Here is a 25,254-nt window from a genome sequence, read left to right as displayed (position 1 = left end):
GAAACAAATGTATCGATGATTTTCCACATCTTTGCAACTATGAAAGTAACAGGTTTCACCTTTGTGAGGAATGCCATCAGGTACGATTATCCGGTAACAGAATCCATCCGCTCCATCCTGCCCCTATGTGATGAAGTGGTAGTAAGCGTGGGTAACTCCGACGATGGAACGCTGGAACTCATTCAGTCCATCGGCTCTCCCAAGATCCGCATCTTTCATTCTGTATGGGACGATAGTCTGAAAGAAGGCGGGCTCATTTTATCTGTAGAAACAAACAAGGCCCTGGACCATGTATCTCCTGATACAACCTGGGCTTTTTATATCCAGGCGGATGAGGTAGTGCATGAAGATGATTATCCTGCCATTCGCGCTGCTATGGAGCAATATAAAGATGATAAAAGAGTAGAGGGGCTGTTATTCAACTACCGCCATTTTTACGGTAGCTATGATTATGTAGGTGATTCCCGTACCTGGTATAACAAAGAGATCCGCATTATCCGCAACGATAAACGTATCCGTTCTTATAAAGATGCACAGGGCTTCCGGCTGGAAGGCCGCAAGCTGAATGTGAAACCGGTGAAGGCCTGGATGCATCACTATGGCTGGGTGAAGAATCCGGAAGAACAGATCGCAAAGATCACGAACTCGGCAGGGTATTATCATGGCAATAAACAGGAGCACATGGACAAAGTGAAGAAGATATTGTCCGAGTTTAATTACGCAGAAATGGTGGATTCCCTGGAACGTTTTGCCGGTAAACATCCTGCATTAATGGAAGAACGTATCCGGCAGCGGAACTGGCAGTTTGATCACGATATCAGCCAGAAGAATTTCAAGAATTTAAAAGGAAGGGTATTGTACTACGTGGAGAAGATCTTTGGTGTGCGTTTGTTTGATTATAAAAATTACAGGTCAATATAATTCCCGGTAGATCTTCATATAGGCTGCGGCTGCTGTATCCCAGGAAAACTGCGCCGCATGTTCGCGTACCGACTGCTCTTTTTGTGTGTTGGTGAAATGGGCCAGCCCTTCTTTCAACACTTCCTGCATATACCCCGGATCAAAATCATGGAAATAATAGGCCGCTTCACCGCCTACTTCCGGCAGGCTTGTTCTGTCCGACAGGAAAACCGGTTTGCCGAAATGCATGGCTTCTATGGCAGGTAGACCAAAACCTTCTGCCAGTGAGGGAAAAACAAAGGCAGTACAATTCTTCAGGTACCAGTATTTTTCTTCTGCTGTGATGGGCCCTATGATCTTCACTTTATCCAGCACCCGGTGTTGTTGTGCTTCCGCTAAGATCTTATCGCGATAGGCTTCATTGATATTACCAGCAATGATCAGTTCCATGTTCTGGTCTTTAACAAGACAGGGCAATACATGAAAGTTCTTTTTCGGCAATACGGTACCCATGGCAAATAAGAATTGCCTGGAAGGTCTTTCCCGGGGCGCATCAAAACCAGGGAATTCCTGTACGGTAGCTCCGTTATAGATCACGTGAAAGGGTTTGTTCCGGGTGTTCACGTGGCGCAGTGTTTCTGCCATGGCAAACTGGGAGATGGCCACCAACTGATCTGCTTCATCCACATTGCGTTGTACTGTGGCCAGGTATTTCTTTTCTTTCTCTTTGGATTTATGCTCGTGTAAAAAATTGAGGTCGTGGACCGTTAAGATACTAGGCGTTCCTTTTTTAGGTTTATAAGGAGAAGATTGATATGTGGTATGCCATACATTGATCTGCTCTTTATAGCGGAAATAGAATTTATGTAAAGACCGTTGCCAGATGTATCCTGCATTCGTTCCGAAGTGCTGACCCAGTTTGGGCGGCATGTAATACACCAGCCGTTCGTTGGGCTGTGCCTGCTGCAGGATAGCTGCTCCCAGTTCCCGGCAGAAAGTATACAGGCCCGTGTTCGGGTATTTCATTCTTTCGCAATCGAAGAGGATGTTTGGCATTTAGTTTTTCTTTTCAGCAAAGAGCATGAAACAGTCGTTCTCCAGTTTAAAGGAGCTAAAGGTAAAGCCGAAAGTAGAAAGGTATTGTTGCAGGTGATCCATATTACGCTGGTCCTTATCCAGGTTATGGATCTCCATAGCCATACGGTCTACCTGTTGCCAGATCTCTTTCGGTGTTTCGTAAATGATGGGGTATTCACTGCCTTCACAATCCACTTTGATCAGGTCTGCTTTTTTAAGCTGATTGGTATCAAAGATCTCTTTGAGTGAAATGCAGGGAACTTCTTCCGAGTAAGTATTCTCCTGTACAAAATCGTTGTATACGGAAGCCGTAACGGAGTTGCCGTGATCAGATTCCATGTACAAGGTAATATGTGATTGCGGCGTACCTGTTACTGCTCTGTGATGAGCCTGCACATTGGATTTGAGCGCGGGGTTCATTTCCAGGTGTTTGGCAAATAACTTTTGATTGGCAGACACGGCATCGTAAGCATAGATAGTGGCACCGGGTTTTTGTGATAAGAGGAAGAGGCTGAAATAACCAGCGTTACTGCCAATATCTATCACCACCGGTTTTTCCGGTAACTGGCTGGCCAGGCGGTCCATCACATATACATCATTGAGGAATATTTCTTTAAAAACGAGGTATAAAGATTTAGCGGGCGTGGTAAAAAGGATACTTCTCCTGCGGATGGTGAATTGCAGTTCTGCATATCCATTTTTGAATTTACGGAGGAAATAAAGCGGCCAGTTACGGATATATTTTACCAGGTTGCTATACCTGGCGAGAGAACTATTTGCCATTTATCAGGATTGTTTAATTGTAACGAGATAGCTGCGCATTACGGCAGGCACCATTTTTTTCTTTACGGGATCATCTTCCCGGTATTCCATCAACACGGAAACGCCGGGTAATGAAAAAGGCGGCTGATCTATAAACACACCGGAATTCATGCGCATGCGGATATGCGGCCCCGTTACTTTATCCAGGTTGTATTCTACATCTTCCGTAATGGGAAGGTGTTCTGTAATGACGGCGTATTTAAAATTGTCCAGCTTCTCTAAGATCTGGGAGATCTGGTTGTTTTTCAGATGTTGTAATACCTGGCGGATGATCAGGAGGTCTGCTTTTGGAAGCGGTTCGCTGATGGCATCTTTTACCAGGAATTGTGTTTTGGCATTGGCGTTCTTTTCCAGGTGGTGGGCAATCAGGTCCGGCACTACGTCCATACCAGTATATTGAACATCTACCTGCTGCAAAACCTGGCGCATAATGGAGAAGTCGCCACAGCCGATCTCTGCCACGGAGCGGATGTTATGGCTGTTGATGAACCCGGTCATCATATTGATGTATTCAGCCGTTTTAGGATTGGCGGTACCAGAACCGGAATAGAATGTACCTTTTTCCCCTCCCCATACGTTTTCTTTATAGATGGATGAAAATACTTCCTGTACGCTCATACCCCGGTAGCGTCTGAAATGCCGTTCCCGGTATTTGCGGTACAATTTTTTTAAGAAACTGCCGAGCTTACTTTTTTTGCGATCCATGCCGGCAAAGATATATTTTTTAAACCATCATACTATAGGGCTTATAGCAGTAAAGGATTTTAACCAAAAAATGTATTTTAGCATTATGACCAATTTTATTCCCATATTTCCATTAGGCATTGTAGTATACCCGGAAGAACAGTTGAACCTGCACATATTTGAACCCCGTTATAAGCAATTGATCAGGGAATGTATCGCAGAAAAAAAGCCCTTTGGCATTCCTGCGGTGATAGATAAGAAAGTAAGTGAATTTGGCACTTTGGTGGAGGTGATCAGTGTGGAGAAGGAATATAATAATGGAGAATTAGACATCAAAACCCAGGGGATCCGTGTTTTCCGCATCCTGGAAGTGATCCGGGAATTGCCCAATAAACTATATGCCGGGGCGATTGTGAACTATCCTGATAATGAGGAGCGTAGCAATGTCCTGCTCCGCAAACAGGTATTGCTGGCGGTGCGGGAATTGCACCAGATCCTGCAGGTGAACAAATCCTTTTCCCGTTCGGACGAACAATTGAGGGCTTATGACCTGGCGCATCATGCCGGGCTTTCTTTGCAGGAGGAGTATGAAGTGTTGCATCTTTTCAAGGAACTGCAAAGGCTGGAGTACCTGAAACGCCATCTGCTGAAGGTGATCCCTTTGATGACAGAGATGGAAAGACTGAAAGACCGCGTGAAACTGAACGGCCACTTCCGGGATTTATCCGTAGATAATTTCTAACTTGGCGCCATGAATGGATGCGTTTTTTGCCTGGACCTGGGTAATTCCCGCCTGAAATGTGGTGTGATGTTAAATGGGGAATTGCAGCAGGAACTCTTTTTTTCAGAAGCCAACCTGGTGCAGGATGTGCGGAAAGCACTGGACCAATATCATCCCAAAGCGGCCATACTTTCTTCCGTGGTAGACCATCCGGAGGAGCTGGAGACCCTGCTGGCGGGGCAAACTTTCTTTCTCAGACTGAGCCATTCCACCCCATTACCCATCAAACTGGTCTATGAAAAGCCGGAAACGCTGGGGGTAGACAGGATTGCACTGGCTTGTGGTGCATGGGTCCTTTTTCCGGGCCAGCATAACCTTATTATCGGCACAGGCTCTGCCATTACCTATAATTTTCTGAGCAGGTCAGGAGAGTTCCTGGGAGGGGGGATCAGCCCGGGAATAGACATGCGGTTCCGCGCCCTGCATACATTTACGGACAAATTGCCGCTCATTAAGGCCAGTACGCAATACGCTTTTGTGGGTTTTAACACCCGGCAAAGTATTTTAAGCGGAGTTCAAGAGGGTGCATTGGCCGAAGTGGCCGGTATGATTGCATCTTACGGGAACAGGTACCGGAACTTTAACGTGCTTTTAACAGGGGGTAATTTGGATTTTTTTGCTTCCCGCCTTAAAAAGAAGATATTTGCAAGCCCGTATTTAATGTATAAAGGTTTAAATTCAATCGTAGAACTCAATGTATTGGACAAAAGCTAGCTTCTTTTGCCTGTTTGGCGTATGTGTACTTTCCGCAAGGAATGCCGCCGCTCAGGATAATTCCCCCTACTCGCGCTTTGGTTTGGGAGAGCTTTCGCGCTCTCAAAATGCCGTCAATCTTGGTATGGGAGGTGTTGCGCAGGCTTATGCCGATGCCCAATCAGTCAACTTTCTCAATCCGGCCAGTTATGCCCATCTGCAGCTCGTTACATTTGATGTAGGGCTAAATGGTGGCGTACGCAGACTGAACAACGGAGAAAATAACTCCCGCGCCGGTTTTGGTACCCTGAGTTATCTTCAGTTGGGTTTACCGCTGGGTAAAAAATGGGGCATGAACATTGGACTACGTCCCATGAGCCGCGTGAGTTACAATATTGCAGAAGGAGAACAGAAGATATTTTTCCCTGATGCCACTCCTGACACGGTGAACGTTGTTCATCAATATGAAGGAAGTGGTGGCGTGTACCAGGCCTATATTGGTTCCGGTATTGGTTTCGGAGGTTTCAGCGTAGGGGTGAACTTTGGTTATCTCTTTGGGAATGTGAATAACAGCACCAAGGAATTGTACCCGGTCACTTCCACCATCCTGCCTTCAAGGCATAACCGCCGTACCAGCTATGGCAGCTTCTTTTATAGCCTGGGTGTGCAACAGACCATTGATCTGAGCAAAGACCTGGAGCTGTCCATCGGAGCCAGCGGAAGCTTTGAGCAAAAACTCACTGCCCGCCGCGAAACCATGAGGGAAACATTATTCTACGATCCATCTTCTGATGAATATGATACGCAGGATACCGTTGAGTACAAGAAAGGAGTGAATGGCGATATCATTTATCCGCAGCAGCTGGGTGGTGGTATCATGCTCACAAAAGCAGACAAATTTGCCATTGGTGCTGATTTCAACACTTCACAATGGAGCAAATACAGGAACTACGGCGCACCCGATTCTACCCAGAATAGCTGGAAACTGAGTGTAGGTGGCCAATTTATTCCCAATGCCCAGTCTTTTACCGGTTATTGGAATAAAGTAACTTACCGCCTGGGTGGATTCTATGGCAAGGATTATATCAAACTCGGTAATAAAAGCATGAGCGAGATGGGCTTTTCCGTTGGCGCAGGTTTCCCGATCAGAAGGATCATGCCGGCATTCAACCAGTTCTCCATGATCAACGCTGCTTTTGAAGTAGGTACCCGTGGAGATGTGAACGTAGCACTGAAAGAGACTTATTATAAACTTACGCTCGGCTTTACTTTGAGCGATCGTTGGTTTATTAAGACCAAATATGACTAATAGATAGACATGAAGCTGTTACTTTCCTACCTGGCTATTGTACTTGTTTTCTGCAGTTGTGAAAACGACATGAGTGCTGTTAGGGCATTCGACAAGAGCAAACTGGGTGTGGAGCAGGCTTATGATATTGAAACGATTATGAGCCAAACGGCCCATGTAAAGGGGATCCTTACTGCTCCCTACATGGAAAGGCATATGGCCACTCCTCCTTACACAGAGTTCCCGCAGGGCCTGAAAGTTGTATTTTACAGCGATTCCCTCACTATTACGAGTGTACTTACCTCCAAATACGGTAAACTGATGGACGGGGAGAATGATGTTTACCTGCGCGACAGTGTGGTATTCCTTGACCTGCAGAAATTCCAGCGCCTGGATTGCAAAGACCTGAGATGGGATTCCAAGAAGGCCAAATTTGTGACGGAAAGGTTTTGCCGGGTGTCTACTCCCCTGGATACTATTTACAGCATAGGGTTGGATGCAAACCAGGACATGTCCGAGATCAATTTCCATAATGTGAACGGGATCATCTCTCCAAGGGATAGCATGATGGGCTTAGAATAAATACCAGAACTTACTATAACAAAAGAACCCGGTCATTTGACCGGGTTCTTTTGCTTTAACCTATTTTTTTAACCTAAAATTTCCTGCCCAAAAGTTTCAACAACCATGCCAAAGTATTATTTTTCAGGGCTTCCAAATGGCTCAATGAATATTTATTTTTGATACCTACAAAAACACATCATGGAATATAGAAGACTTGGTAAATCCGGATTACAGCTCAGCGTATTGTCTTTTGGCAGCTGGGTAACCTTTCATGGGCAGGTAGATGATTCATTGTCTGACCAGCTGATGGGTGTTGCTTATGACAATGGGATCAACTTTTTTGACAATGCAGAGATCTATGCCCTTGGCGAGTCTGAAAAGATGATGGGCCGTGTGTTGAAGAAAAAGAACTGGGACCGTAGTTCCTATATCATTTCCAGCAAGGCTTATTTTGGCTGGAGGGGAGAAAAGAACAAACCCAATCAAACAGGCCTGAGCCGCAAGCACTTAGTAGAAGCCTGCCATGAAGCGCTGGAGCGTTTGCAACTGAGCTACCTGGATATTTTCTATTGCCACAGGCCGGACAGGAATGTGCCGATGGAAGAAGTGGTATGGACCATGAACATCCTGATCCAGCAGGGAAAGATCCTTTACTGGGGTACCTCAGAATGGGCTGCCTCCGAGATCATGGAAGCGCATATGATTGCTAAGCAAAACAACCTCATTGGGCCTGTTGTGGAGCAACCGGAGTATAATTTGTTCAGAAGGGAGAAAGTAGAGCTGGAATACGCCCGTATTTATGAAACCGTGGGTTTGGGTAATACCATTTTCAGTCCGCTGGCTTCCGGTATCCTCACCGGTAAGTATAATAATGGTATCCCTGAGGGTTCCCGTTTAGGTTTGCAAGGGTATGAGTGGTTGAAAAACAGGAACTTACTGGACGCTAACCTGGCCAGGGTGGCAAAATTGCAAAGCGTATCAGATAAACTGGGTACCAGCCTTGCTACACTTTCCATTGCCTGGGTCATTAAAAACCCGCATGTTACATCCGCTATCCTGGGAGCTACCAAAGAGGCGCAACTGACGGAAAACCTGAAAGCACTGGAGATTTATGCGCAATTGACACCGGAATTGATGAAGGAGATTGATGCTATTATGGGTACTGCCCCTAATGCACCAACCCACTAGAGTGAGCAGGGGGAATTGCACTGGTTAAATCTATGTTAACAGCACAATTTTCAAGACGTTTACGAGATAAAACCTGTCTTTTACGGAAAGCTATAACCGGATATGGAACGCCTGCCTATCTTTGTTCAGGTTTTTCATAGGATATGGTTAAAAATACTGAGGGCGGTTTTCTAACTGCCCTATTTTTTTGTCCTAAACCCCCGAATTCTCCCCCGTAAGTGCTATTTTCCCTTTATTAAACATTTATTGCATGGAAACAATTACATGGAACGACTTTGAAAAAGTGCGCATGCATGTAGGCACTATCGTAAAAGCGCAGGTATTTGAGAAAGCGCGCAACCCGGCTTATCAATTGGAAGTGGATTTTGGTGCAGAGATAGGCCTGAAGCGTTCTTCCGCGCAGATCACTAAATTATATCAGCCTGAGGAACTTATTGGCCGGCAGGTAGTTGCGGTGATCAACTTCCCTGTGAAGCAGATCGCCAACTTTTTCTCCGAATGCCTGGTATTGGGCGTGGTAGGGGATGAGAAAGAAATAGTGCTACTACAGCCGGATAGACCGGTTAAAAACGGCCATAGGATTGCGTAGGGAATAATAATTTAATTTAAAATTAATAATAATGTGTCTGCAAAAAGCCCTTTTTCCATGCTTCACGAACAATTATGCTACGTTCACGGAAACAGGGTTGCAAGGCATAAAAACCACCCTATCTTTGGTTCAGGTTTTTCATAGGATATGGTTAAAATTATTACAACGGCGGTATTCTTACCGCCGTTTTGCATTTCTACAACCCCATAAGTCTCCTCTACAAACTTATCTTGCGGCCCATTTTGGGGTAAATAATGACTTCTTACAGAATCGTTTAAGGGTGTTTTTGGAACGTTTACCAGATAAAATATAGCGTTCGCTAGTTTGTAGATTAGGGTTATCTCTAAATTATGGAAATTCGTAACAGGTTTTTCAATAAAGATATGGTTAAAATTTTTCGGGGCTGTATTCTTGCAGCCCTGTTTTTTTGCCCCTATATCATTGAATAAACGACAAAGGCCACCGATCATTCGGTGGCCTTTGTCGTTTTACGAAGCGTTTATCAGTTCGTTCCCTGGAATAAACGGGGTAATGGCTTACCTAACAGGTTCTCATATACGAAACGGTAGGATTCATTCCGTGAATGGGTTCCTTTGGCCCCTCCCCATCCATGACGTTCACCGGGATAAAGCATGAGTTCAAAGTGTTTGCCGAGGTCCTGGAACTTGTTTACCAGCTGAATGGTGTTCTGGAGGTGTACGTTGTCATCCATGGTGCCATGTACAATGCGCAGCAGTCCTTTATATTTGGCGGCATGGGTCATCACATTGGTGAGTTTGTAACCTTCCGGATTGTCTTTGGGCGTATCCATGAAACGTTCGGTATAATGACTATCGTACAGCGCCCAGTCAGTTACAGAGAAGTTGGCCATTCCATGGGTGAACACTTCTGCGCCATAGGTGAGTGCCATACAGGTCATATAACCACCATAACTGCCACCAGTCATGCAAACTTTTGAAGCATCCACGCCGGGTTGGCTGATGAGCCATTTAGTGGCATCCATGTAATCTTCTATCTCATATTTACCAAGCTGGCGGTGAATGTAGTTCATGCCTACTTTGCCCAAATGCCCTGCGGCACGGTTATCTATTGCCACCTGTATGATACCTTCTTTTGCATACCATTGTGATTGTGCGAGGTTAGGCCTCCAGGAATCATACACTGTTCCTGCATCCGGACCACCATAGATACTGATCAGCACAGGATATTTTTTACCGGATTCCATGTTCAGCGGCCAGATGATGGTGAGTGGTAACTCAAGGCCATCGCGGGTTTTGTAGGTTTTTAATTCCGGCATGGCCAGTTTGTAGGTATCATAAGCAGCGCCATGTGCATTGCCCAGTTCACGAACCACTTTTCCCTTATCGTTTAGTAAGGTCATTTTAGGCGGTGTGGTGAGGTTGCTGTAGGTGGTAATGAAATAGTCTCCGCCGTTTGGTGATAAACGCACATCGTGGGAGAATTCGCCGAAAGTGAGGCGTTGTGGTTCTCCTCCGTTGATACCTACTTTATAAAGATCAAAACGGGTGCTGGCTTCTTTGCGGGCAGTGAAGAAAACCGTTTGTTTTTTTTCATCTACCTGCAGCACATCTCTTACGCGCCAGTTGCCATTGGTGAGTTGTTTTTTAAAGCTGCCATCCATATTATGGAGATAGAGATGATCCCAGCCGGATTTGTCGCTTTTTACAATGAAACCTTTGTTGTTGGCCAGGAAATAGATATCCGTAAACCAATCTACCCAGGTCTTTTGTTTTTCTTCATACACTATTTTCTTGCTGCCATTCTGCGTGTCGATCGCATAAATGATCAGGTCGTTTTGCTCACGGGGCATCCATTGTGCCCATAATGCAGAACCGTCAGGTGACCAGAAGGGTGTGCCGAAATACTGATCGTCTTTTGCATTAAAATCAGCCCAGGTGATATTACCGCCGGTTACAGGAACGATGGCCAGTTTCACTTCAGGATTGGTATCTCCTGCTTTCGGATAACGGGTATTTTCCAGGAAACCGTGCTGGCCAACTTCGCTATAGATGGGGAATACGGGTACTTTGCTGTCATCAAAACGCATAAAAGCAATTTTGCGGCTATCCGGGCTCCACCAGAAAGCGCGGTAGCGGGAACTGCGGCCCAGGATCTCTTCATAATATACCCAGGAGGCCCAACCGTTATAGATCACATCGGAACCATCAGTGGTATACCGGATCTCTTTTTTAGTGGCTACTTCAATCGCAAAGAGGTTGTTATTACGGGTGAACGCTACATATTTTTCATCAGGGGAAAGGGTAGGGTTCTTTTCCAGCTCGTCATTGCTGGTGAGCCTGATCTCTTCTCCCCCGTTGGGTCTTTGTATATAGATATCGTTGTTCTTCACGCTTACCGTGTTACCGGTAGCGGGAGGTTGCACGTAAGGAGTTGTTTTGCCGGTTTTGGCATCTACTGAAAGCTGCTGCCCTGAGCGGGATTCGATATAATGATCTTTGTCTGCCCAGCCGCGGATGAAAGGAAGGGTTTCCGTAATGCTCACCGGACGGGTAAAGATCTGGTCGAAAGTGAGTTCTTTTTTTTCCTGTGCCAGCACTGGTTGTGCGGAAACTGTCAGTAAAGAAAGGCCGGTAAGCCATACCGGCAGCGATTTGTACATGCTTCTCATAATTTAAACAGGTTGATGAGGTACGGGGGATTTCGCCCCGGGGTGACGAAAATAAAGATCAAATATCAATTTGAGCAATGAAATGTACCAGCGGTAGGAAGGTTTGGGCTGAAACTACCGGCTATGGCGGCAAAACCTCCAGCTATGAACCCAAAGAAGGCAATCAGGAACTTCTGCGAACGCAGTCGCGCAAATCAAAGTAAATTCGAGTTGGTTTTTCATAGGATATGGTCCGAAAACGAATAGGGCAGCGAGTTTATCTACTGCCCTATTTGTTTGATATGATTGATCACATTGCCGATAACAATGGCTCCTGCCATTAACCCGATATCTTTTAACAGGTTGGCCGGGGCCATGGGACTGTTCTTCATCAGGCCGGGTACATGAATGGCGAAGATGAAGATCAGCAGCATAAGGGCCAGCAGGTAACAGGCCAGTTTTGCTTTCTTATTCAGAATAATGGCGATGCAGGCCAGCAACATTCCAACTCCGGTAATAAAAACCCAGAAAGCGCCACCAGGGATGGGAACCATGCCGGCCATGTCTTTTGCATGTACCATATGGTTGACGCCAAAATAAGCCCATATTAATGCGTAGAGAACAGTTGCCGCGCGGGTACGGATATGAAATTTCATACGGGAAGTTTTAAGGTTTCAGCAATAAAAAAACCGGATCCTGGTGAAGGACCCGGTTATTAATATAACGCATACAGGCGATTAAGGTTTACGGCTGAAACATCAGGGATTATTCTCCGGCCTGCGCCTGCGAGAGAAATCATGGATTGTTCTCAGGCCGCATTTGCGGGAAGAACAGTACATCCTGGATAGAAGGCTGATTCGTCATCAGCATCGTTAACCTGTCTATCCCAATCCCGATACCGGAAGTAGGCGGCATGCCATATTCCAGGGCGCGGAGGAAATCATAATCGATGTACATGGCTTCATCATCTCCTCTTTCCATCAATTGCACCTGCTCTTCAAAACGCTGACGCTGATCGATAGGATCATTCAGCTCAGAGTAGGCGTTGGCAATTTCCTTTCCGTTGCAGATCAGCTCAAAACGTTCCACCACGCCTGTTTTGCTGCGGTGTTTTTTGGTAAGCGGACTCATTTCAACAGGATAATCTATGATGAAAGTAGGTTGCACATAATGATGTTCACACTTCTCACCGAAGATCTCATCAATGAGTTTTCCTTTACCGGAACTGGCTTCTACCTGGATGTGCAATTGCTTGCAAACATCACGGAGTTGCGCTTCGTCCATATCCGTAATATCTATGCCGGTATGTTCTTTAATAGCATCGAACATGGTTACGCGGCGATAGGGCGCTTTGAAATCTATCTCCTTATCTCCTACTGTTACTTTGGAGCTGCCGTTCACATTGATGGCTACTTTTTCAAGCAGTGTTTCTGTGGTGCGCATCATCCATTCATAATCTTTGTAGGCGGCGTACATTTCCATTACCGTGAATTCCGGGTTGTGCGTACGGTCCATTCCTTCGTTGCGGAAATCTTTCGCAAACTCATACACCCCTTCAAATCCGCCAACGATCAGTCTTTTCAGGTATAGTTCATTTGCGATGCGGAGGTATAATGGAATATCCAGCGCATTATGATGGGTGATAAAAGGACGGGCGGTAGCACCACCGGGGATAGCCTGCAGGATAGGTGTTTCTACTTCCAGGTAGCCCATTTCATTGTAGAAATCGCGCATGGTTTGCACCAGGCGGGTACGTTTAATAAAGGCTTCCTTGATCTGGGGATTGATCACCAGGTCCGCATACCGCTGGCGGTATTTGAATTCAGGATCTGTTACACTGTCAAAGGACTCTCCTTCTTTTTCTTTTACCACCGGCAATGGGCGTAATGCTTTTGCCAGGATGGTGAGTTCTTTTACGTGAACGGAGGTTTCGCCGGTTTTGGTGATAAAGGCATATCCTTTCACGCCAATGAAATCTCCCAGGTCTGTGAGTTTCTTCCAAACCTGGTCGTAGAGGGATTTATCTTCACCGGGGCAGATATCGTCCCGTTTTATATATAATTGAATACGGCCTTTGCTATCCTGCAATACGGCAAAGTTTGCCTTTCCCATGTCGCGGGTGCTCATGATGCGGCCGGCGAGGCAAACATCCTGGTATTGCGCTTTGGTTTCTTCAGAATAACCGGCTTTGATGTCCACGGAATAAGCATTCACGGGATATTCCGGGGCCGGATAAGGGTCGATGCCCAAGTTTACAAGTTCCTGCAGCTTTTCGCGGCGAATGATCTCCTGTTCTGAAAGCTGTTGTTGGCTAATTACGCTCATTTTCGTGTGTGATACTGGTTTTTAACGGGTTGCTGACAGCTGCCCGCTCCGAAATGGAGAGCAAAAATAATTTATTTCAGTGGTTTTGTACGAATTGGGTTGGAAGCCTCTCTTCGGCCGCTATATTTTAACAATTTTCTTTTATATATAACTGGGTTGATTGGTGCGGTTATTGCTAACTTTATGTAAAACCACCCGGCATGAAAACGATTATTGTACCGACTGATTTTTCCGAAACAGCTTATAATGCTGCGCGATATGCGATTGGTTTAGCCCAGCAGCTTGGGGTTTCTAAGATTATCCTCTATCACGCATATGAATTGATCGTTCCTATTCCAGACCTCCCTACGGCGGTGCCTATGGTAAATATGGAAGATCTGAGGGATGCCAGCATAGAGGGATTGCATAAAATGAAAAATGAACTGGCAGGGGAATTACCAGCTTCCATCAGCCTGCTGGTAAGGGCAGATAATCATTTACTCGCGGCTAATATAGACCAGGTTTGTAAAGAAGAAGAGGTAGACCTTATTGTGATGGGTATCACAGGTGGCAGCCAGCTGGAAGAAATACTGGTGGGTTCCAATACGGTGGATGTGGTGAAAAATTCCAGTTACCCTGTTATTGTAGTACCTACTTCCGCATCCTTTTCTCCCGTCAGAAAGATCGTGTTTGCCTGTGATCTGCGCAAAGTAGCAAAGACCACCCGCAAGGAACCCCTGCATAAATTACTGGATGCCTTTACACCGGAATTGCTCGTACTGAACATACAGAAAGAAGGGAAGGAACATATGCATCCTGCAGAGAACCAGGAACTGGACAATATGCTGCACAACTATAATCCGCAGTATCATTTTGTGGATCATCCAAATGTGGCAGAAGGTATTACAGCGTTTGCCGAAAAACAATCGGCTGACCTGTTGCTGATCATTCCTAAAAAACATGGGTTGTTCGACAGCATCTTTAAACGCAGTAATACATCCCGTATCGCATTTCATACAAACGTCCCTTTACTATCCATACATGAATAATTTAAAATCTATGCTAAGAAAAACACTTTTATTACTGGCAGGTGTATTAGTCCTGCACACTGCAACACAGGCACAAATACTGAAGAAAGCATCGGGCCTTTTGAAATCAGGTGGTACTTCTACCGGTAGTACTGGTTCTGTTACGGAGAATGAGGCTGGAATGGGTATTAAGGAAGCTTTGGAGAAAGGCGTGCAGGCAGGTATTGCAGCCCTGAATAAGCAAAATGGTTTCTTTGGAAATGAAGCGTATAAAATTTTGTTACCGCCGGATGCATTGAAAGCGGAGAAAACGTTGCGTGGTATTGGTTTAGGTGGTGAAGTGGATAAAGCGATCCTGCAGATCAACCGTGCGGCTGAGCAGGCAGTGGGTTTTGCTTCTCCCATCTTTGTGAATGCTATCAAATCTATGACCATTACAGATGCGTTGAACCTGTTGAAAGGCGGGCAGCGTTCTGCTACTGATTTCTTCCAAAGCAAAACTACAGAGTCGCTGAAGTCTGCATTCTCTCCTGTTGTTGACAGTGCCTTGAACAATACGGCAGCTACGAGGTACTACAGCACATTGGTGACGAAGTATAATGGCTTGCCTACTACCTTCAATAAGATCAATCCTGATCTGAAAGGATATGTGACAGAGAAAGCGGTGAAAGCTTTGTTTGATCAGATTGCAAAGGAAGAGCTGGCGATCCGTCAGAATCCTGCAGCGAGGTCTACAGAGTTGTTGAAGAAGGTTTTTGGGAATGTGAAGATCTAAGGAGATTATTATAAAAGAAACGGGCGTTCCATTGGGACGCCCGTTTTTATTTGGAGGTAATGTGAAAGCTGTGTTTACAAGGTCGGTGTTTTTTTAAGCCAGGGAATTAAAAGAAGCCATAAAAACTCCCTCACCCTCCGGCCAGCAAAACCTGCCAGGCCTCATTCACTTTATTTTCAGCCAGCAATTGCTTAGCGTAAGTATGCAATTCCTTTTCCATTTCATCCGGATTGATACTATAATACTGGATAATATTCTTCAGATGATCATCATGGAAAGTAGCATCTATCACAGGGAATTCATGTACGTTCCCCAGCTGCCCAAGGTTATTGCCGGTAAGAATAGCACTGTTCCGGATGCCCCATGGCAATGCATCTACGCCAATACCTAATTTTAAATTTGGCTTGGCTACTTCAAATACAGCATTGCCGGAAGCACGGCAATAATAGTCTGCACCCATTCTTGCAACGAGGTCAATAAGCTGCGGATCTATTTTTCCATTTGCATCCAGCACATCATCATTGATATGGATCATGACCGGCTCACAGATCACGAGGTTGCCGGCGCCGCCATGGTTACCGGTTTCGATCACTTGTTTCACAACACATTCCAGTTGCACAGGACTTTCTTTCACACGGAAAGGCCTTATGATCTCTGAAGCGAGTGGGGTGAAACCTGCTTTCTCAAATTCGCTGGTACCTTTCGGATATTCACAACTGGAGAGCGAAGCTTGCTGAACCATGGCATAATTCACCACATTGATCACCACTTCTTTTGTAGCATAGATATTTTCCAGTGTATGTTTCACCGTGTTATCACGCACACGGCGGGAAGGCGAAAATATCAGCGTAGGAGGATTAGAGCCGAATACATTGAAGAAACTAAAGGGAGAAAGATTGGGCTGCCCTTCTTCATCAACCGTACTGGCAAAACAAATAGGCCGCGGGGCTATGGCACCCAGCAGATAAGCGTGCAGCTCACTGGTTTTTATCTCACCTGGTACTACTTTCATACATTCTTTTTCTGAGAGAGGATAGAGAAGTCGGACTCTTCTGCTACAATAGTATTTATAAGACGGCCTAATCCTTCAATTTCCATTTCCACTACATCTCCTGCCTGCAGCCATTGTTCCTTATAATTGGGATCGTTCAGTTTACCGGTGCCGTTGAGTTCTAAGAAACAACCTGTACCAACGGTACCGCTGCCGATAATATCTCCGGGCAGGATGTCTGCACCATAAGCACAACGTTCTACTATCTCTGCAAAGGTCCAGTCCATATCCCCCATATTGCCCTCACTAACCTGTACACCATTCACCCAGCATTTCATTTTGAGATTGTAGCTATTACCTACGTGGCCTTCTTTTGCAGGGACCAGGTAAGGTTCCAGTTCATCAGGTGTTACCAGCATGGGGCCTATCACAGTAGAAAAATCTTTGCCTTTGGCGGGGCCAAGGTTCAGTTTCATTTCTTCCATTTGCAGGAGGCGTGCGCTCATATCGTTCATGATCATATAGCCGCCGATGTATTCATCTGCTTCGGCAGCAGGGATATTGCGGCCGCGTTTACAGATCACGATGGCTGCTTCCAGCTCAAAGTCCAGGTTGCGGAAATGATCAGGCATGCAGAGGATATCTCCGGGGCCTTGTATGGCATTATGATTGGTGAAATAGAAGATCGGGTATTGATCAAACTCGGGGATCATATCTACTTTACGGTTGCGGCGGGCGGCAGCCACGTGCTGGCGGAAAGCATAACCATCTCTGCAGGAGGTTGGAAAGGGTACCGGGGCCAGCAATTGCGCGGATTCATAAGGAACGCCCCAGCTGGTGGCTCTTGGCATTTTGCCTGCTTTGAGCTGTGCATCCAGCTGAATAGCAAGGTCTATCACTTCTTCCCACATCTGCAGGAACATATGCATGGTGGTGGGCAGGTCGGGATGTAACTCCTGTACATTATATAATTGACCATTCACCAGCATGGCCAGCTGGTCTACTTCTTCCCGTAAATAGGTAACGAGTTTCATGTGTTGGTTTTGGTGTTTTAGTGCCCAAATATATAACTTTAAGGTATGCCTCGTTTACTATTCACGTTTATGCTGCTATTATGCGGCAGCGCGACAGATGCCCAGCCCCGTACAGATAAGTTCCTGGAGGACCTGTTGTTACAACATGCTTCGCCTGCTTTAAAGCATATCCTGCAACATCCGGATTCCTTCCGGGTACAATTGATCTATACAGAGATCAACCGGGATGCGCAGAACCGGCCCACGTTTAAACATTACTACTATCATGTGGATGCCGATACCTATTTCAATCCGGCTTCCACGGTTAAAATGCCATTGGCTTTCCTGGCGCTGGAAAAGCTGAACAGGCTGGGCATCAGCCGAAATACGCCCATGTTAACAGATAGTGTTTATGGCGGGCAGTCTGCCGTAAACAGCGATACCTCTGCTGAAAATGGCTTGCCTTCTATTGAACAGTATATAAAGAAGGTGTTCCTGGTCAGTGATAATGATGCGTATAACCGCTTGTATGAATTCATCGGGCAGCAGGCCATCAATGAGGGTTTGTGGGTAAAGGGATATCCCCGCATGCGCATCACAAGAAGGTTTGTGCCTATGACGGAAGAGGAGAACAGGCATACAAACCCGGTACATTTTATCAGGGATGGCAAACATATCTATGATCAACCGGAAGCAGTGAGTACGGTGCAGTTCGACTTCTCCAAACCTTTACTGATGGGGCGTGCGCATTATAATAAAGACGAAGAGCTGGTGAACCGGCCTATGGATTTTACGCGGCATAATAATGCGCCATTGGAGGACTTACAACAGATCCTGCAATCTGTATTATTCCCTTCTTCCGTACCCCCTTCTAAAAGGTTCAAGCTCACCGCGGATGATTATCGTTTCCTTTACCGGTATATGGGGGCTTTACCTTTTGAGTCAAAACACCCGGCCTATGATACGAGTGAATTCTTTGACAGCTATACAAAGTTTTTCCGCTTCAAAGCCAGCCAGGGCAAGATACCACCCTATATCCGGGTATTCAATAAAACAGGCTGGTCTTATGGTTTTTTAACGGATATCGCCTATTTCGCAGATTTTAAACACAAGACGGAATTCATGCTCAGTGGGAACATTTATGTGAACCGGGATGGTACATTGAACGATGATAAGTACGAATATAAAGAAGAAGGTTATCCTTTCTTCAAAGAAGTGGGAGATATCGTTTACAATTATGAGCTAAAACGTAAACGTGCCTACGCGCCTGACCTTCAAATATTTGAGGATGCTACGGCGGGGCTGGGAAAGCCAGCAGTGGCCATTACAAGGGGGGATACTACAAAACGGCGCATCGCCTTGGTTTTCACGGGACATGAATTTGCAGACGGGGGAAAACATATAGCAGATGTGTTGAAGAAACACAAAGTAAAAGCTTCTTTCTTCCTTACCGGCACGTTTTATGAGACTACTAAGTTTGGGCCGCTGATCCAACGGTTAAAGAAAGAGGGGCATTACCTGGGGCCTCATTCAGGGCGGCATCTTTTGTATTGCGACTGGGCCAAAAGGGACAGTTTGCTTGTAACCCGCCACCAGTTTGAGGAAGACCTGGCCCTGAATTACCGGGCCATGGAAAAACAGGGTATTCCGGCACCACATTATTTCCTGCCGCCATATGAATGGTATAATGATTCCATAGTGCAGTGGACGGGTAATATGGGCCTTCAATTGGTGAATTTTTCCCCGGGTACACGTAGTACGGCAGATTATACTTATCCAGAAATGGGCAAAAGTTACAGGGATAGTAAAACCATCCTTCAATCTGTGTTAGATTATGAGGATCAGCGCCCAGCGGGGCTTAACGGCTTCATTTTATTGCTTCATATAGGCACAGATCCACGCCGTATAGATAAATTTTATTTTCAATTGGATAAATTGATACGATATTTGCAGAGAAATGAGTACGAACTAGTTACCATATCCCGGTTGCTGTCGGACCAATAAAAATAATACCAACTTTTTGTTCCCTACTCCTGTTACTTATAATTAGATGCAATGGTTTAATTTAAAAATTGGGAGTCATGAAATTTGACAAGATTAAAAACAAAGGACAGGCAAGATTATTTGAGAGCCAATATCTGGAAATACTCACCAAAACACATCCTCTTTTTATTTGGGGCATGTATCTGCCTGTGCTCGGCTATATGCTTTATTATAGCTACAACACATTAGGTTACGGGGTCGGCAAAGTAACATTGATCTTTTTAGGCGCTTTATTTACCTGGTCTTTATTTGAATATGCGATACACCGTTACCTCTTTCATTATGTAACAGAGAATCCTAAGTGGAAAAGGATCGTGTATGTGTTGCATGGCAATCACCATGAGTATCCGAGAGATAAGCAGCGGTTGTTCATGCCACCGGTACCCAGCCTGATCATCGCTTCCATCCTCTTTTCTATTATGTACCTGGCGATGGGGGAAATGGTGTTTATGTTCTTCCCGGGTTTCCTGATCGGTTATCTCACTTATGGCAGCATGCACTATGCTATCCATGCATGGCATCCGCCGTTCAAGTTCCTGAAACCTTTATGGCGTAATCATCACCTGCACCATTATAAGAGTGATGATAAGGGCTTTGGCGTAAGTTCTTCTTTCTGGGACAGGGTGTTTGGTACTTACTTTGACGTGAGTGAGAAAGAAGATAAAGAAAAGGCAAGAGCTTTAATGTTCGATAAGTAGATCGATCTGATCATAAGAAAGAGGCTGTTCCGGAGAAGAACAGCCTCTTTATTTATAACCTGCTTGTCCGAAAAGTACAATTTTACAGCTGCAAGCTTTGGTTTCTTTGCATTGGTTTAAAACTAAGAGCAATGAAGTGCCGGCTTGTGTTCCTTTTCAGCATCCTGTTTTCCATATCTGCTTTTGCACAGCATGAGATCAGGGAAAAATTATATTCCCGTATTCTCCGGGATACGGTCTATTACCATGTTATGGTACCTGAAAACCGGGATACGGCAGAGCGGTTACCTGTGTTATATGCCATGAAATACGGAATGATAGATGGTCCCTACATAGCATCACAATTACGTTATTTCAGGAGTGCGGGATACCCGGTGCTGAATATGCTGGTAGTAACAGTGGTGGCTGATATGGACAGGATCGGGTTTGTGTACAACACAGGCTTGCTTACGGCCCCGGGATTGCAATTCCTGGACTGTCTGAAAAATGAGATTTTTGCAGATGTGCAACGGAAATACAATGCTTCTGATTTCAGGGCATATGTAGGGCATTCTTATGCCGCGAGTTATGCTAATTATATTTTCCAGCATGAACCCGATATGTTTAACGGGTACATTTTACTGGCTCCGGAAAAGGCGGGCATGGATGCCGCACTGGATGAAAAGGCTATCCGCAACAACCGTGAAACCTTTTACTATGCTGCTGTTGGTGAATTTGATATGGAAAGGCGCCATGCCTACGCGAAAGAGAATTGCAACAAGTTAACCGCATTTAATAAAGGCAGGTTCTTTATAAAATATGACAGTATCCCGCGTGGGGATCACAGCAATATTTTAACAATGGCTATTCAGCCGGGGCTGGAATTTATTTCACAGCGTTATGATCCCCACGCTGATATTGATCCGGGAAAAAATGCCTGGGAAGGGTTCCTGCGAGTAGCTGCCCGTGTGGAAACTGCCTATGGGATCAGGGTGGAAAAGAACTATAGATGGTATAGCAGGTTTGCACAATTAGCGATTCAACAGAAAGATTCTGTAAGCCTGGTAAAACTTCTTGACTATTTCAATTCAGATAAGCTGAAGGGGTACGACACCAGGAATTTTGGTGATTATTGCGTGCAACTGGGCCTGCTCAAAAGGGCAGAACAATATTACCGGTCAACGATACAAAAAACGCTGGCCATCAAGGAAAGAGAAGGCTGGGAAGCGTTTACGCTGATTGATTGTTACCGGGCGCTGGCGGTGAATATTGAAAAGAATGATCATGAAAAAGCATGGGAATACCTGCAAAAGGCTTTGCAATATGGGGGGAAGAACGTAGATATATATTTCCTTGTGGGAACTTATGCAGTGGATAATGCGTATAACGTGCAGAAGGGGGTTGAATATTTACTGCAATACCTCCGGCTAAGGAAAGATATCATTGATGATATTCACTGGAGCTATGAAAAGATCTATACCAAACTTGGCAAAGGATATTATTTATTAAAGGATGCTGTAAATGCAAGGCTTTACCTGCAAAAATCATTGGTGATCAATCCGGAAAACCGCGAGGCGAAAGAACTACTGGTTAAGTTGTAAGCGTGCGGCGCTGCCTTTACCATTTCTCTTCTTCATCCGTTAAACTCTCCGGCGGCTGTTTATAGAATTCCCTGCTCTTGATCTTTTCCATCTGCCGGTCTATGATCAGTCTTGCTACAGAGTGATATACATCTGGATAACCTTCGGATGCGAGAATGGCTTTTACTTTCTTTTCTGATACATCCACCTGGTAGAGCAGGAGTACAAACTGCTGAAAATCCTTTTCCACCAGTACTTCCAGTCTTTCTGAAAGCAACTGCTCCAGTTCTTCCATACTAACGGATTCCGGAACACGGATGCCGGTGTTTTCGCGGATCCATATGCCGGTTTCCTGTAAATAACGGTCTTCCATTATTTTACCTGCTTGATCTTATAAGATGCGTTGGTAATGATCCTCACCGGCACTTTCAGGTCTTTTTTAAGTTGTTTCTTACGATTGGCCATGTAGATGTATTCTCCTTTCATTTCTGTGTTCTGTACGCAGATGCTGGGGAGCCCGCTTTCGCGGTTGATGAGGTAATTGCTGGTTTGGGTGCCTTCAATGGCAGCGGTAGCCTGGATCCCTTCTTCTACCATAAAGCTTTCCAGCTTATCGGTTTTGATATTGCCGGTACCATTGATCTTGGCGGTCTGGCTATCGAAGTGGATCAGGTTCCAGTAGAGGTCTATGCGGCCTTTGAGACCAGTGCGCAGGGGCACACTTTCTTCCCATTGCGTACCGTTCTTGATACCGTGAACAGGGTATACTACCAGTAGCTGTTCCAGCCAGGAGCGGAAAGCATCTGTGCCGAACTGATCTTTCAAGAGCTTTTTATAGGCAGCCTGTTCATCTGATTTGAGTTTGGAAAAAGCGGCGGAGGCTTTGTCCAGCGCAGCATCCAAGTCTTCTACTTTATTGATGAAACCGGTGGATTGCAGCTCTACAGTGAAGGGCTGGTTGAGCATGAGTTTCAATGCACCTTGCAGGGGTTCTGCATCGTTGGCTACCTTGGCATCTACAAAGATGTTCTGGTTTTTGGCGTTGAAATTGAACTTGATATCTGTATAAGTGAAGCTGAGAATGAAAACACCGGGAGTGGCTTCCCTGATCACGAATTCCATTTTGTTATTGTAATCACGGGTAGTGCGCTGCACCACTTCGTTTACCGTAATATAGGTTTCACTGCGGCTTTGCTGCTCAAACGCAAAAGCATCTCCTTTTTTAAATTTGTAGTTCAGTTCCACATAGTCCTGCGCGGAGAGTGAAAATGCGTAGCATAACAGTGCTACCAGTCCGGTAAGTTTCTTCATTTCCAGTTAAATTGATCAAACATATTTTTCAACCACACCTAAACCGAACAGTGCAAAATCATACTTAACAGGATCTTCCGGGTCCAGCTCTCTAAGCCTTTCCGTTAGCTCGATAGCAGTGCTCCAGGAAGGATCTGCATTTCTGATCAAGCCCAGTCGGGTGGCCACCCTGCTCACATGTATGTCCATAGGGCATACGAGTTGTGATGGCGATATATGGTGCCACATCCCAAAATCCACGCCACTTGTATCTTTCCTTACCATCCAGCGTAAGTACATATTCAGCCTTTTGCAGGCGGAATTGCGTGCCGGAGTGGAAATGTGTTTGCGGGTGCGTTCAGGATGTTCCAGCGCAAAAAAGATCTTATGAAAACCCGCGATTGCTTTTTCAACGTCTGTGTCTGATTGGTCCAGATGGCCGCTGAAAGCAAATTCCAGGGAGGTTACGTTACTGTAATAATGTTGCAGGAACTCTACGAAATAGAGGAGGTCCAGCCCATTGAACGTGCGGTGTTTGAAGTTCATGAACCTCATACGGTCCCGCGCCTCGTGGTTGCGGATAAAATCATAAGGTGAATTATCAAAGAGCTCCATGAGTTCCGTGCACTTATTAATAATGGTAGTGCGGTTTCCCCATGCTAATATGGCGGCAAACAATCCGGAGATCTCTATGTCCTGCAGCTGGCTGTATCGGTGAGGAATACTGATAGGATCCTCTCCTATAAAGGCCGGCTGATTGTAATAAGCCGCTTTGGCGTCTAAATAATCTTTCAGTTGTTGGGACTTCATGGTTATGGTTATGGTATATGGACCCTCCCTTACCCAAGGGGGCGGGAGGCTATAGGTGTAATCCGCTAAAAATAAGGAGTTTATCCCAGCTTTTCTAATATCCGCGGTAATCAGCCGATGGCCTGCTTCAGATCTTCTATCAGATCCTCCACATCTTCAATGCCTACGCTCAGGCGGATCAGGGAATCAACCAGCCCATTTTTCACTCTTTCTTCCTTTGGAATAGAGGCATGTGTCATGCTGGCCGGATGGCCTATCAGTGATTCCACCCCTCCCAGCGATTCCGCCAGGGAAAAGAGTTTGGTGCCACTGAGCACTTTTAATGCCACTTCCATGCTATCATCTTTGAGGGTGAAGGAGATCATACCGCCAAAACCACGCATCTGCTTTTTAGCCACTGCATGATTGGGATGATCTTCAAACCCGCACCAGTACACTTTCCCTACTTTGGGATGCTGGCGCAAATATTTGGCTACCGCCTCCCCATTTTCACAATGCCTTTGCATACGGATATGCAGTGTTTTTAGTCCACGGAGCACCAGGAAGCAATCCTGTGGCCCGGGAACGGCTCCACAACTGTTCTGGATGAAAGCGAGTTGTTGTGCCAATGCATCGTCTTTTACGATCACGGCCCCATGTACCACATCACTGTGACCTCCCAGGTATTTAGTAGCAGAGTGTACTACAATATCCGCACCAAGGTCTAGCGGGTTCTGCAAATAAGGGGAAGCGAAGGTGTTGTCTACCGCCAAAAGTATCTTTCTTTCTTTGGCAATCACCGCACAAGCTGCAATATCTATAATATTTAATAAAGGATTGGTAGGCGTTTCAATCCATATCATTTTCGTTTGGCTGTTTACGATAGGCAGCAGGTTCGCAGCGTTCTGCATATCAATGAAATGGAACTTAATTCCATAGCGGGCAAAAACTTTAGTGAAAATGCGATAGGTACCGCCATACAGGTCGTTGGAAGCAATTACTTCATCTCCCGGGGTCAGTAGCTTTAAAACCGCGTCTGTGGCTGCAAGGCCGCTGCCAAAAGACAGTCCGTGTGTGCCGTTCTCTATGGCAGCCAATGCGTTCTGTAATGCGTTGCGGGTAGGGTTTTGGGTACGGGCATATTCATATCCCTTATGATCTCCCGGTGCTGCCTGCACGTAAGTGGAGGTTTGGAAGATGGGGGTCATAATGGCCCCGGTGGAAGGGTCCGGTTCAACTCCTGCATGTATAAGTTTGGTGCCTAACTTCATGGTTTGCTATATTTTATGAGCGTATCAAAGATAATGAATTTGGAAATGGGGCCGTTTTTGAAGGCTTGCGTAGTTATACTATAACACGTACGTAGTAGTACTACATCCGCTGTAACCCAAATTCTACGCGGGTTTCGGACGATACAGCTGTTATCTGTTCGTTCACGAGGAATTTCGATGCGTTCACCAGAAACGGATATTACCTTATTATTAATTCCCCTAATTTTACCGTAGGTTTTTCATAGGATATGGTTAAAAATTACTGAAGGCGGTATTCT

At 45.5% G+C, this 25,254-nt stretch carries 25 protein-coding genes; 12 read left to right on the top strand and 13 right to left on the bottom strand.

The window, feature by feature from the left end; genetic code table 11:
• Window positions 1–39: 39 nt before the first annotated feature.
• Entirely contained in the window at window positions 40–921 is an 882-nt protein-coding gene (locus AAHN97_RS23605) for a glycosyltransferase family 2 protein (protein WP_343304569.1), read from the top strand.
• On the opposite strand, the gene AAHN97_RS23600 is transcribed toward AAHN97_RS23605, so the two are convergent.
• The 3 genes from AAHN97_RS23600 to AAHN97_RS23590 are packed head-to-tail and all read right to left on the bottom strand — an operon-like array spanning window position 913 to window position 3,504.
• Entirely contained in the window at window positions 913–1,956 is a 1,044-nt protein-coding gene (locus AAHN97_RS23600) for a glycosyltransferase family 4 protein (RefSeq protein ID WP_343304568.1), read from the bottom strand. The genes AAHN97_RS23605 and AAHN97_RS23600 overlap by 9 nt on opposite strands.
• Complete coding sequence (locus AAHN97_RS23595; protein WP_343304567.1) at window positions 1,957–2,760, bottom strand: FkbM family methyltransferase; 804 nt, start codon at window positions 2,758–2,760, stop codon at window positions 1,957–1,959. It abuts the gene before it with no gap.
• A 3-nt stretch (window positions 2,761–2,763) separates the two neighbouring features.
• Window positions 2,764–3,504, bottom strand: coding sequence for a class I SAM-dependent methyltransferase (locus AAHN97_RS23590; protein ID WP_343304566.1), 741 nt, complete (start codon window positions 3,502–3,504; stop codon window positions 2,764–2,766).
• Window positions 3,505–3,589: 85 nt separating this feature from the next.
• Between AAHN97_RS23590 and AAHN97_RS23585 the strand changes: the two genes are divergently transcribed.
• The 6 genes from AAHN97_RS23585 (at window position 3,590) to AAHN97_RS23560 (ending at window position 8,586) form a co-directional block, all read left to right on the top strand.
• Window positions 3,590–4,225 (top strand): LON peptidase substrate-binding domain-containing protein, encoded by a 636-nt coding sequence (locus AAHN97_RS23585; protein ID WP_343304565.1) that lies wholly within the window; start codon window positions 3,590–3,592, stop codon window positions 4,223–4,225.
• 9 nt (window positions 4,226–4,234) lie between these two features.
• Window positions 4,235–4,978, top strand: a complete 744-nt coding sequence (locus AAHN97_RS23580; protein ID WP_343304564.1) for a type III pantothenate kinase — start codon at window positions 4,235–4,237, stop codon at window positions 4,976–4,978.
• Window positions 4,959–6,266: a hypothetical protein gene (locus tag AAHN97_RS23575; RefSeq protein ID WP_343304563.1), complete on the top strand. Its 1,308-nt coding sequence runs from the start codon at window positions 4,959–4,961 to the stop codon at window positions 6,264–6,266. The genes AAHN97_RS23580 and AAHN97_RS23575 overlap by 20 nt, the downstream gene beginning before the upstream one ends.
• A 9-nt stretch (window positions 6,267–6,275) precedes the next feature.
• A complete protein-coding gene (gene lptC / locus AAHN97_RS23570; RefSeq protein ID WP_343304562.1) occupies window positions 6,276–6,827 on the top strand; it encodes an LPS export ABC transporter periplasmic protein LptC in 552 nt (183 codons plus the stop codon).
• A gap of 180 nt (window positions 6,828–7,007) precedes the next feature.
• The gene (locus AAHN97_RS23565) at window positions 7,008–7,997 is read left to right on the top strand and encodes a potassium channel beta subunit family protein (RefSeq protein ID WP_343304561.1); all 990 of its coding nucleotides are present in this window, start codon (window positions 7,008–7,010) and stop codon (window positions 7,995–7,997) included.
• Between the two features lie 250 nt (window positions 7,998–8,247).
• Window positions 8,248–8,586: a tRNA-binding protein gene (locus AAHN97_RS23560; protein ID WP_343304560.1), complete on the top strand. Its 339-nt coding sequence runs from the start codon at window positions 8,248–8,250 to the stop codon at window positions 8,584–8,586.
• 83 nt (window positions 8,587–8,669) lie between these two features.
• Here the strand turns inward: AAHN97_RS23560 and AAHN97_RS23555 are convergent, their stop codons facing one another.
• The 4 genes from AAHN97_RS23555 to lysS all read right to left on the bottom strand — a co-directional run bounded on the left by AAHN97_RS23555 (window position 8,670) and on the right by lysS (window position 13,540).
• The gene (locus AAHN97_RS23555) at window positions 8,670–9,056 is read right to left on the bottom strand and encodes a hypothetical protein (protein ID WP_343304559.1); all 387 of its coding nucleotides are present in this window, start codon (window positions 9,054–9,056) and stop codon (window positions 8,670–8,672) included.
• Window positions 9,057–9,088: 32 nt separating this feature from the next.
• Window positions 9,089–11,227, bottom strand: coding sequence for a S9 family peptidase (locus tag AAHN97_RS23550; RefSeq protein ID WP_343304558.1), 2,139 nt, complete (start codon window positions 11,225–11,227; stop codon window positions 9,089–9,091).
• 269 nt (window positions 11,228–11,496) lie between these two features.
• Window positions 11,497–11,871, bottom strand: a complete 375-nt coding sequence (locus AAHN97_RS23545; RefSeq protein ID WP_343304557.1) for a hypothetical protein — start codon at window positions 11,869–11,871, stop codon at window positions 11,497–11,499.
• A gap of 139 nt (window positions 11,872–12,010) precedes the next feature.
• A complete protein-coding gene (lysS, locus tag AAHN97_RS23540) occupies window positions 12,011–13,540 on the bottom strand; it encodes a lysine--tRNA ligase (protein ID WP_343304556.1) in 1,530 nt (509 codons plus the stop codon).
• Window positions 13,541–13,740: 200 nt separating this feature from the next.
• Between lysS and AAHN97_RS23535 the strand changes: the two genes are divergently transcribed.
• Together AAHN97_RS23535 and AAHN97_RS23530 are read left to right on the top strand one after the other, a co-directional pair.
• Window positions 13,741–14,568 carry a universal stress protein gene (locus AAHN97_RS23535; protein ID WP_343304555.1) on the top strand — a complete coding sequence of 276 codons (828 nt, stop codon included), beginning with the start codon at window positions 13,741–13,743 and terminating at the stop codon, window positions 14,566–14,568.
• A 10-nt stretch (window positions 14,569–14,578) separates the two neighbouring features.
• Window positions 14,579–15,322: a DUF4197 domain-containing protein gene (locus AAHN97_RS23530; protein WP_343304554.1), complete on the top strand. Its 744-nt coding sequence runs from the start codon at window positions 14,579–14,581 to the stop codon at window positions 15,320–15,322.
• A 130-nt stretch (window positions 15,323–15,452) separates the two neighbouring features.
• On the opposite strand, the gene AAHN97_RS23525 is transcribed toward AAHN97_RS23530, so the two are convergent.
• Together AAHN97_RS23525 and AAHN97_RS23520 are read right to left on the bottom strand one after the other, a co-directional pair.
• Window positions 15,453–16,334: a flavin reductase family protein gene (locus AAHN97_RS23525; protein ID WP_343304553.1), complete on the bottom strand. Its 882-nt coding sequence runs from the start codon at window positions 16,332–16,334 to the stop codon at window positions 15,453–15,455.
• Window positions 16,331–17,347 carry a fumarylacetoacetate hydrolase family protein gene (locus AAHN97_RS23520; protein WP_343304552.1) on the bottom strand — a complete coding sequence of 339 codons (1,017 nt, stop codon included), beginning with the start codon at window positions 17,345–17,347 and terminating at the stop codon, window positions 16,331–16,333. Before AAHN97_RS23520 ends, AAHN97_RS23525 begins: the two co-directional genes overlap by 4 nt.
• A gap of 45 nt (window positions 17,348–17,392) precedes the next feature.
• On the opposite strand from AAHN97_RS23520, the gene AAHN97_RS23515 reads away from it, so the two are divergent.
• The 3 genes from AAHN97_RS23515 (at window position 17,393) to AAHN97_RS23505 (ending at window position 21,647) form a co-directional block, all read left to right on the top strand.
• The gene (locus tag AAHN97_RS23515; protein WP_343304551.1) at window positions 17,393–19,330 is read left to right on the top strand and encodes a polysaccharide deacetylase family protein; all 1,938 of its coding nucleotides are present in this window, start codon (window positions 17,393–17,395) and stop codon (window positions 19,328–19,330) included.
• A gap of 77 nt (window positions 19,331–19,407) precedes the next feature.
• Window positions 19,408–20,067, top strand: coding sequence for a sterol desaturase family protein (locus tag AAHN97_RS23510; RefSeq protein ID WP_343304550.1), 660 nt, complete (start codon window positions 19,408–19,410; stop codon window positions 20,065–20,067).
• Between the two features lie 131 nt (window positions 20,068–20,198).
• Window positions 20,199–21,647: a hypothetical protein gene (locus tag AAHN97_RS23505; protein ID WP_343304549.1), complete on the top strand. Its 1,449-nt coding sequence runs from the start codon at window positions 20,199–20,201 to the stop codon at window positions 21,645–21,647.
• Window positions 21,648–21,663: 16 nt separating this feature from the next.
• Here AAHN97_RS23505 and AAHN97_RS23500 read toward each other — a convergent pair whose 3' ends face one another.
• The 4 genes from AAHN97_RS23500 to AAHN97_RS23485 form a co-directional block, all read right to left on the bottom strand.
• Window positions 21,664–21,999, bottom strand: a complete 336-nt coding sequence (locus AAHN97_RS23500; RefSeq protein ID WP_343304548.1) for a hypothetical protein — start codon at window positions 21,997–21,999, stop codon at window positions 21,664–21,666.
• Window positions 21,999–22,937 carry a DUF6263 family protein gene (locus AAHN97_RS23495; protein ID WP_343304547.1) on the bottom strand — a complete coding sequence of 313 codons (939 nt, stop codon included), beginning with the start codon at window positions 22,935–22,937 and terminating at the stop codon, window positions 21,999–22,001. The genes AAHN97_RS23500 and AAHN97_RS23495 overlap by 1 nt, the downstream gene beginning before the upstream one ends.
• Window positions 22,938–22,952: 15 nt before the next feature.
• Entirely contained in the window at window positions 22,953–23,726 is a 774-nt protein-coding gene (locus AAHN97_RS23490; protein ID WP_343304546.1) for a TIGR02757 family protein, read from the bottom strand.
• Window positions 23,727–23,836: 110 nt separating this feature from the next.
• Window positions 23,837–24,976 carry a cystathionine gamma-synthase gene (locus AAHN97_RS23485; protein WP_343304545.1) on the bottom strand — a complete coding sequence of 380 codons (1,140 nt, stop codon included), beginning with the start codon at window positions 24,974–24,976 and terminating at the stop codon, window positions 23,837–23,839.
• Window positions 24,977–25,254 lie beyond the last annotated feature (278 nt).

Origin of the sequence: Chitinophaga niabensis (genome assembly GCF_039545795.1) — a bacterium.
Taxonomy (GTDB): Bacteria; Bacteroidota; Bacteroidia; order Chitinophagales; family Chitinophagaceae; genus Chitinophaga; species Chitinophaga niabensis_B.
Note: the sequence above shows the minus strand (reverse complement) of the source record. Positions and strands in the feature narration are given on the sequence as shown.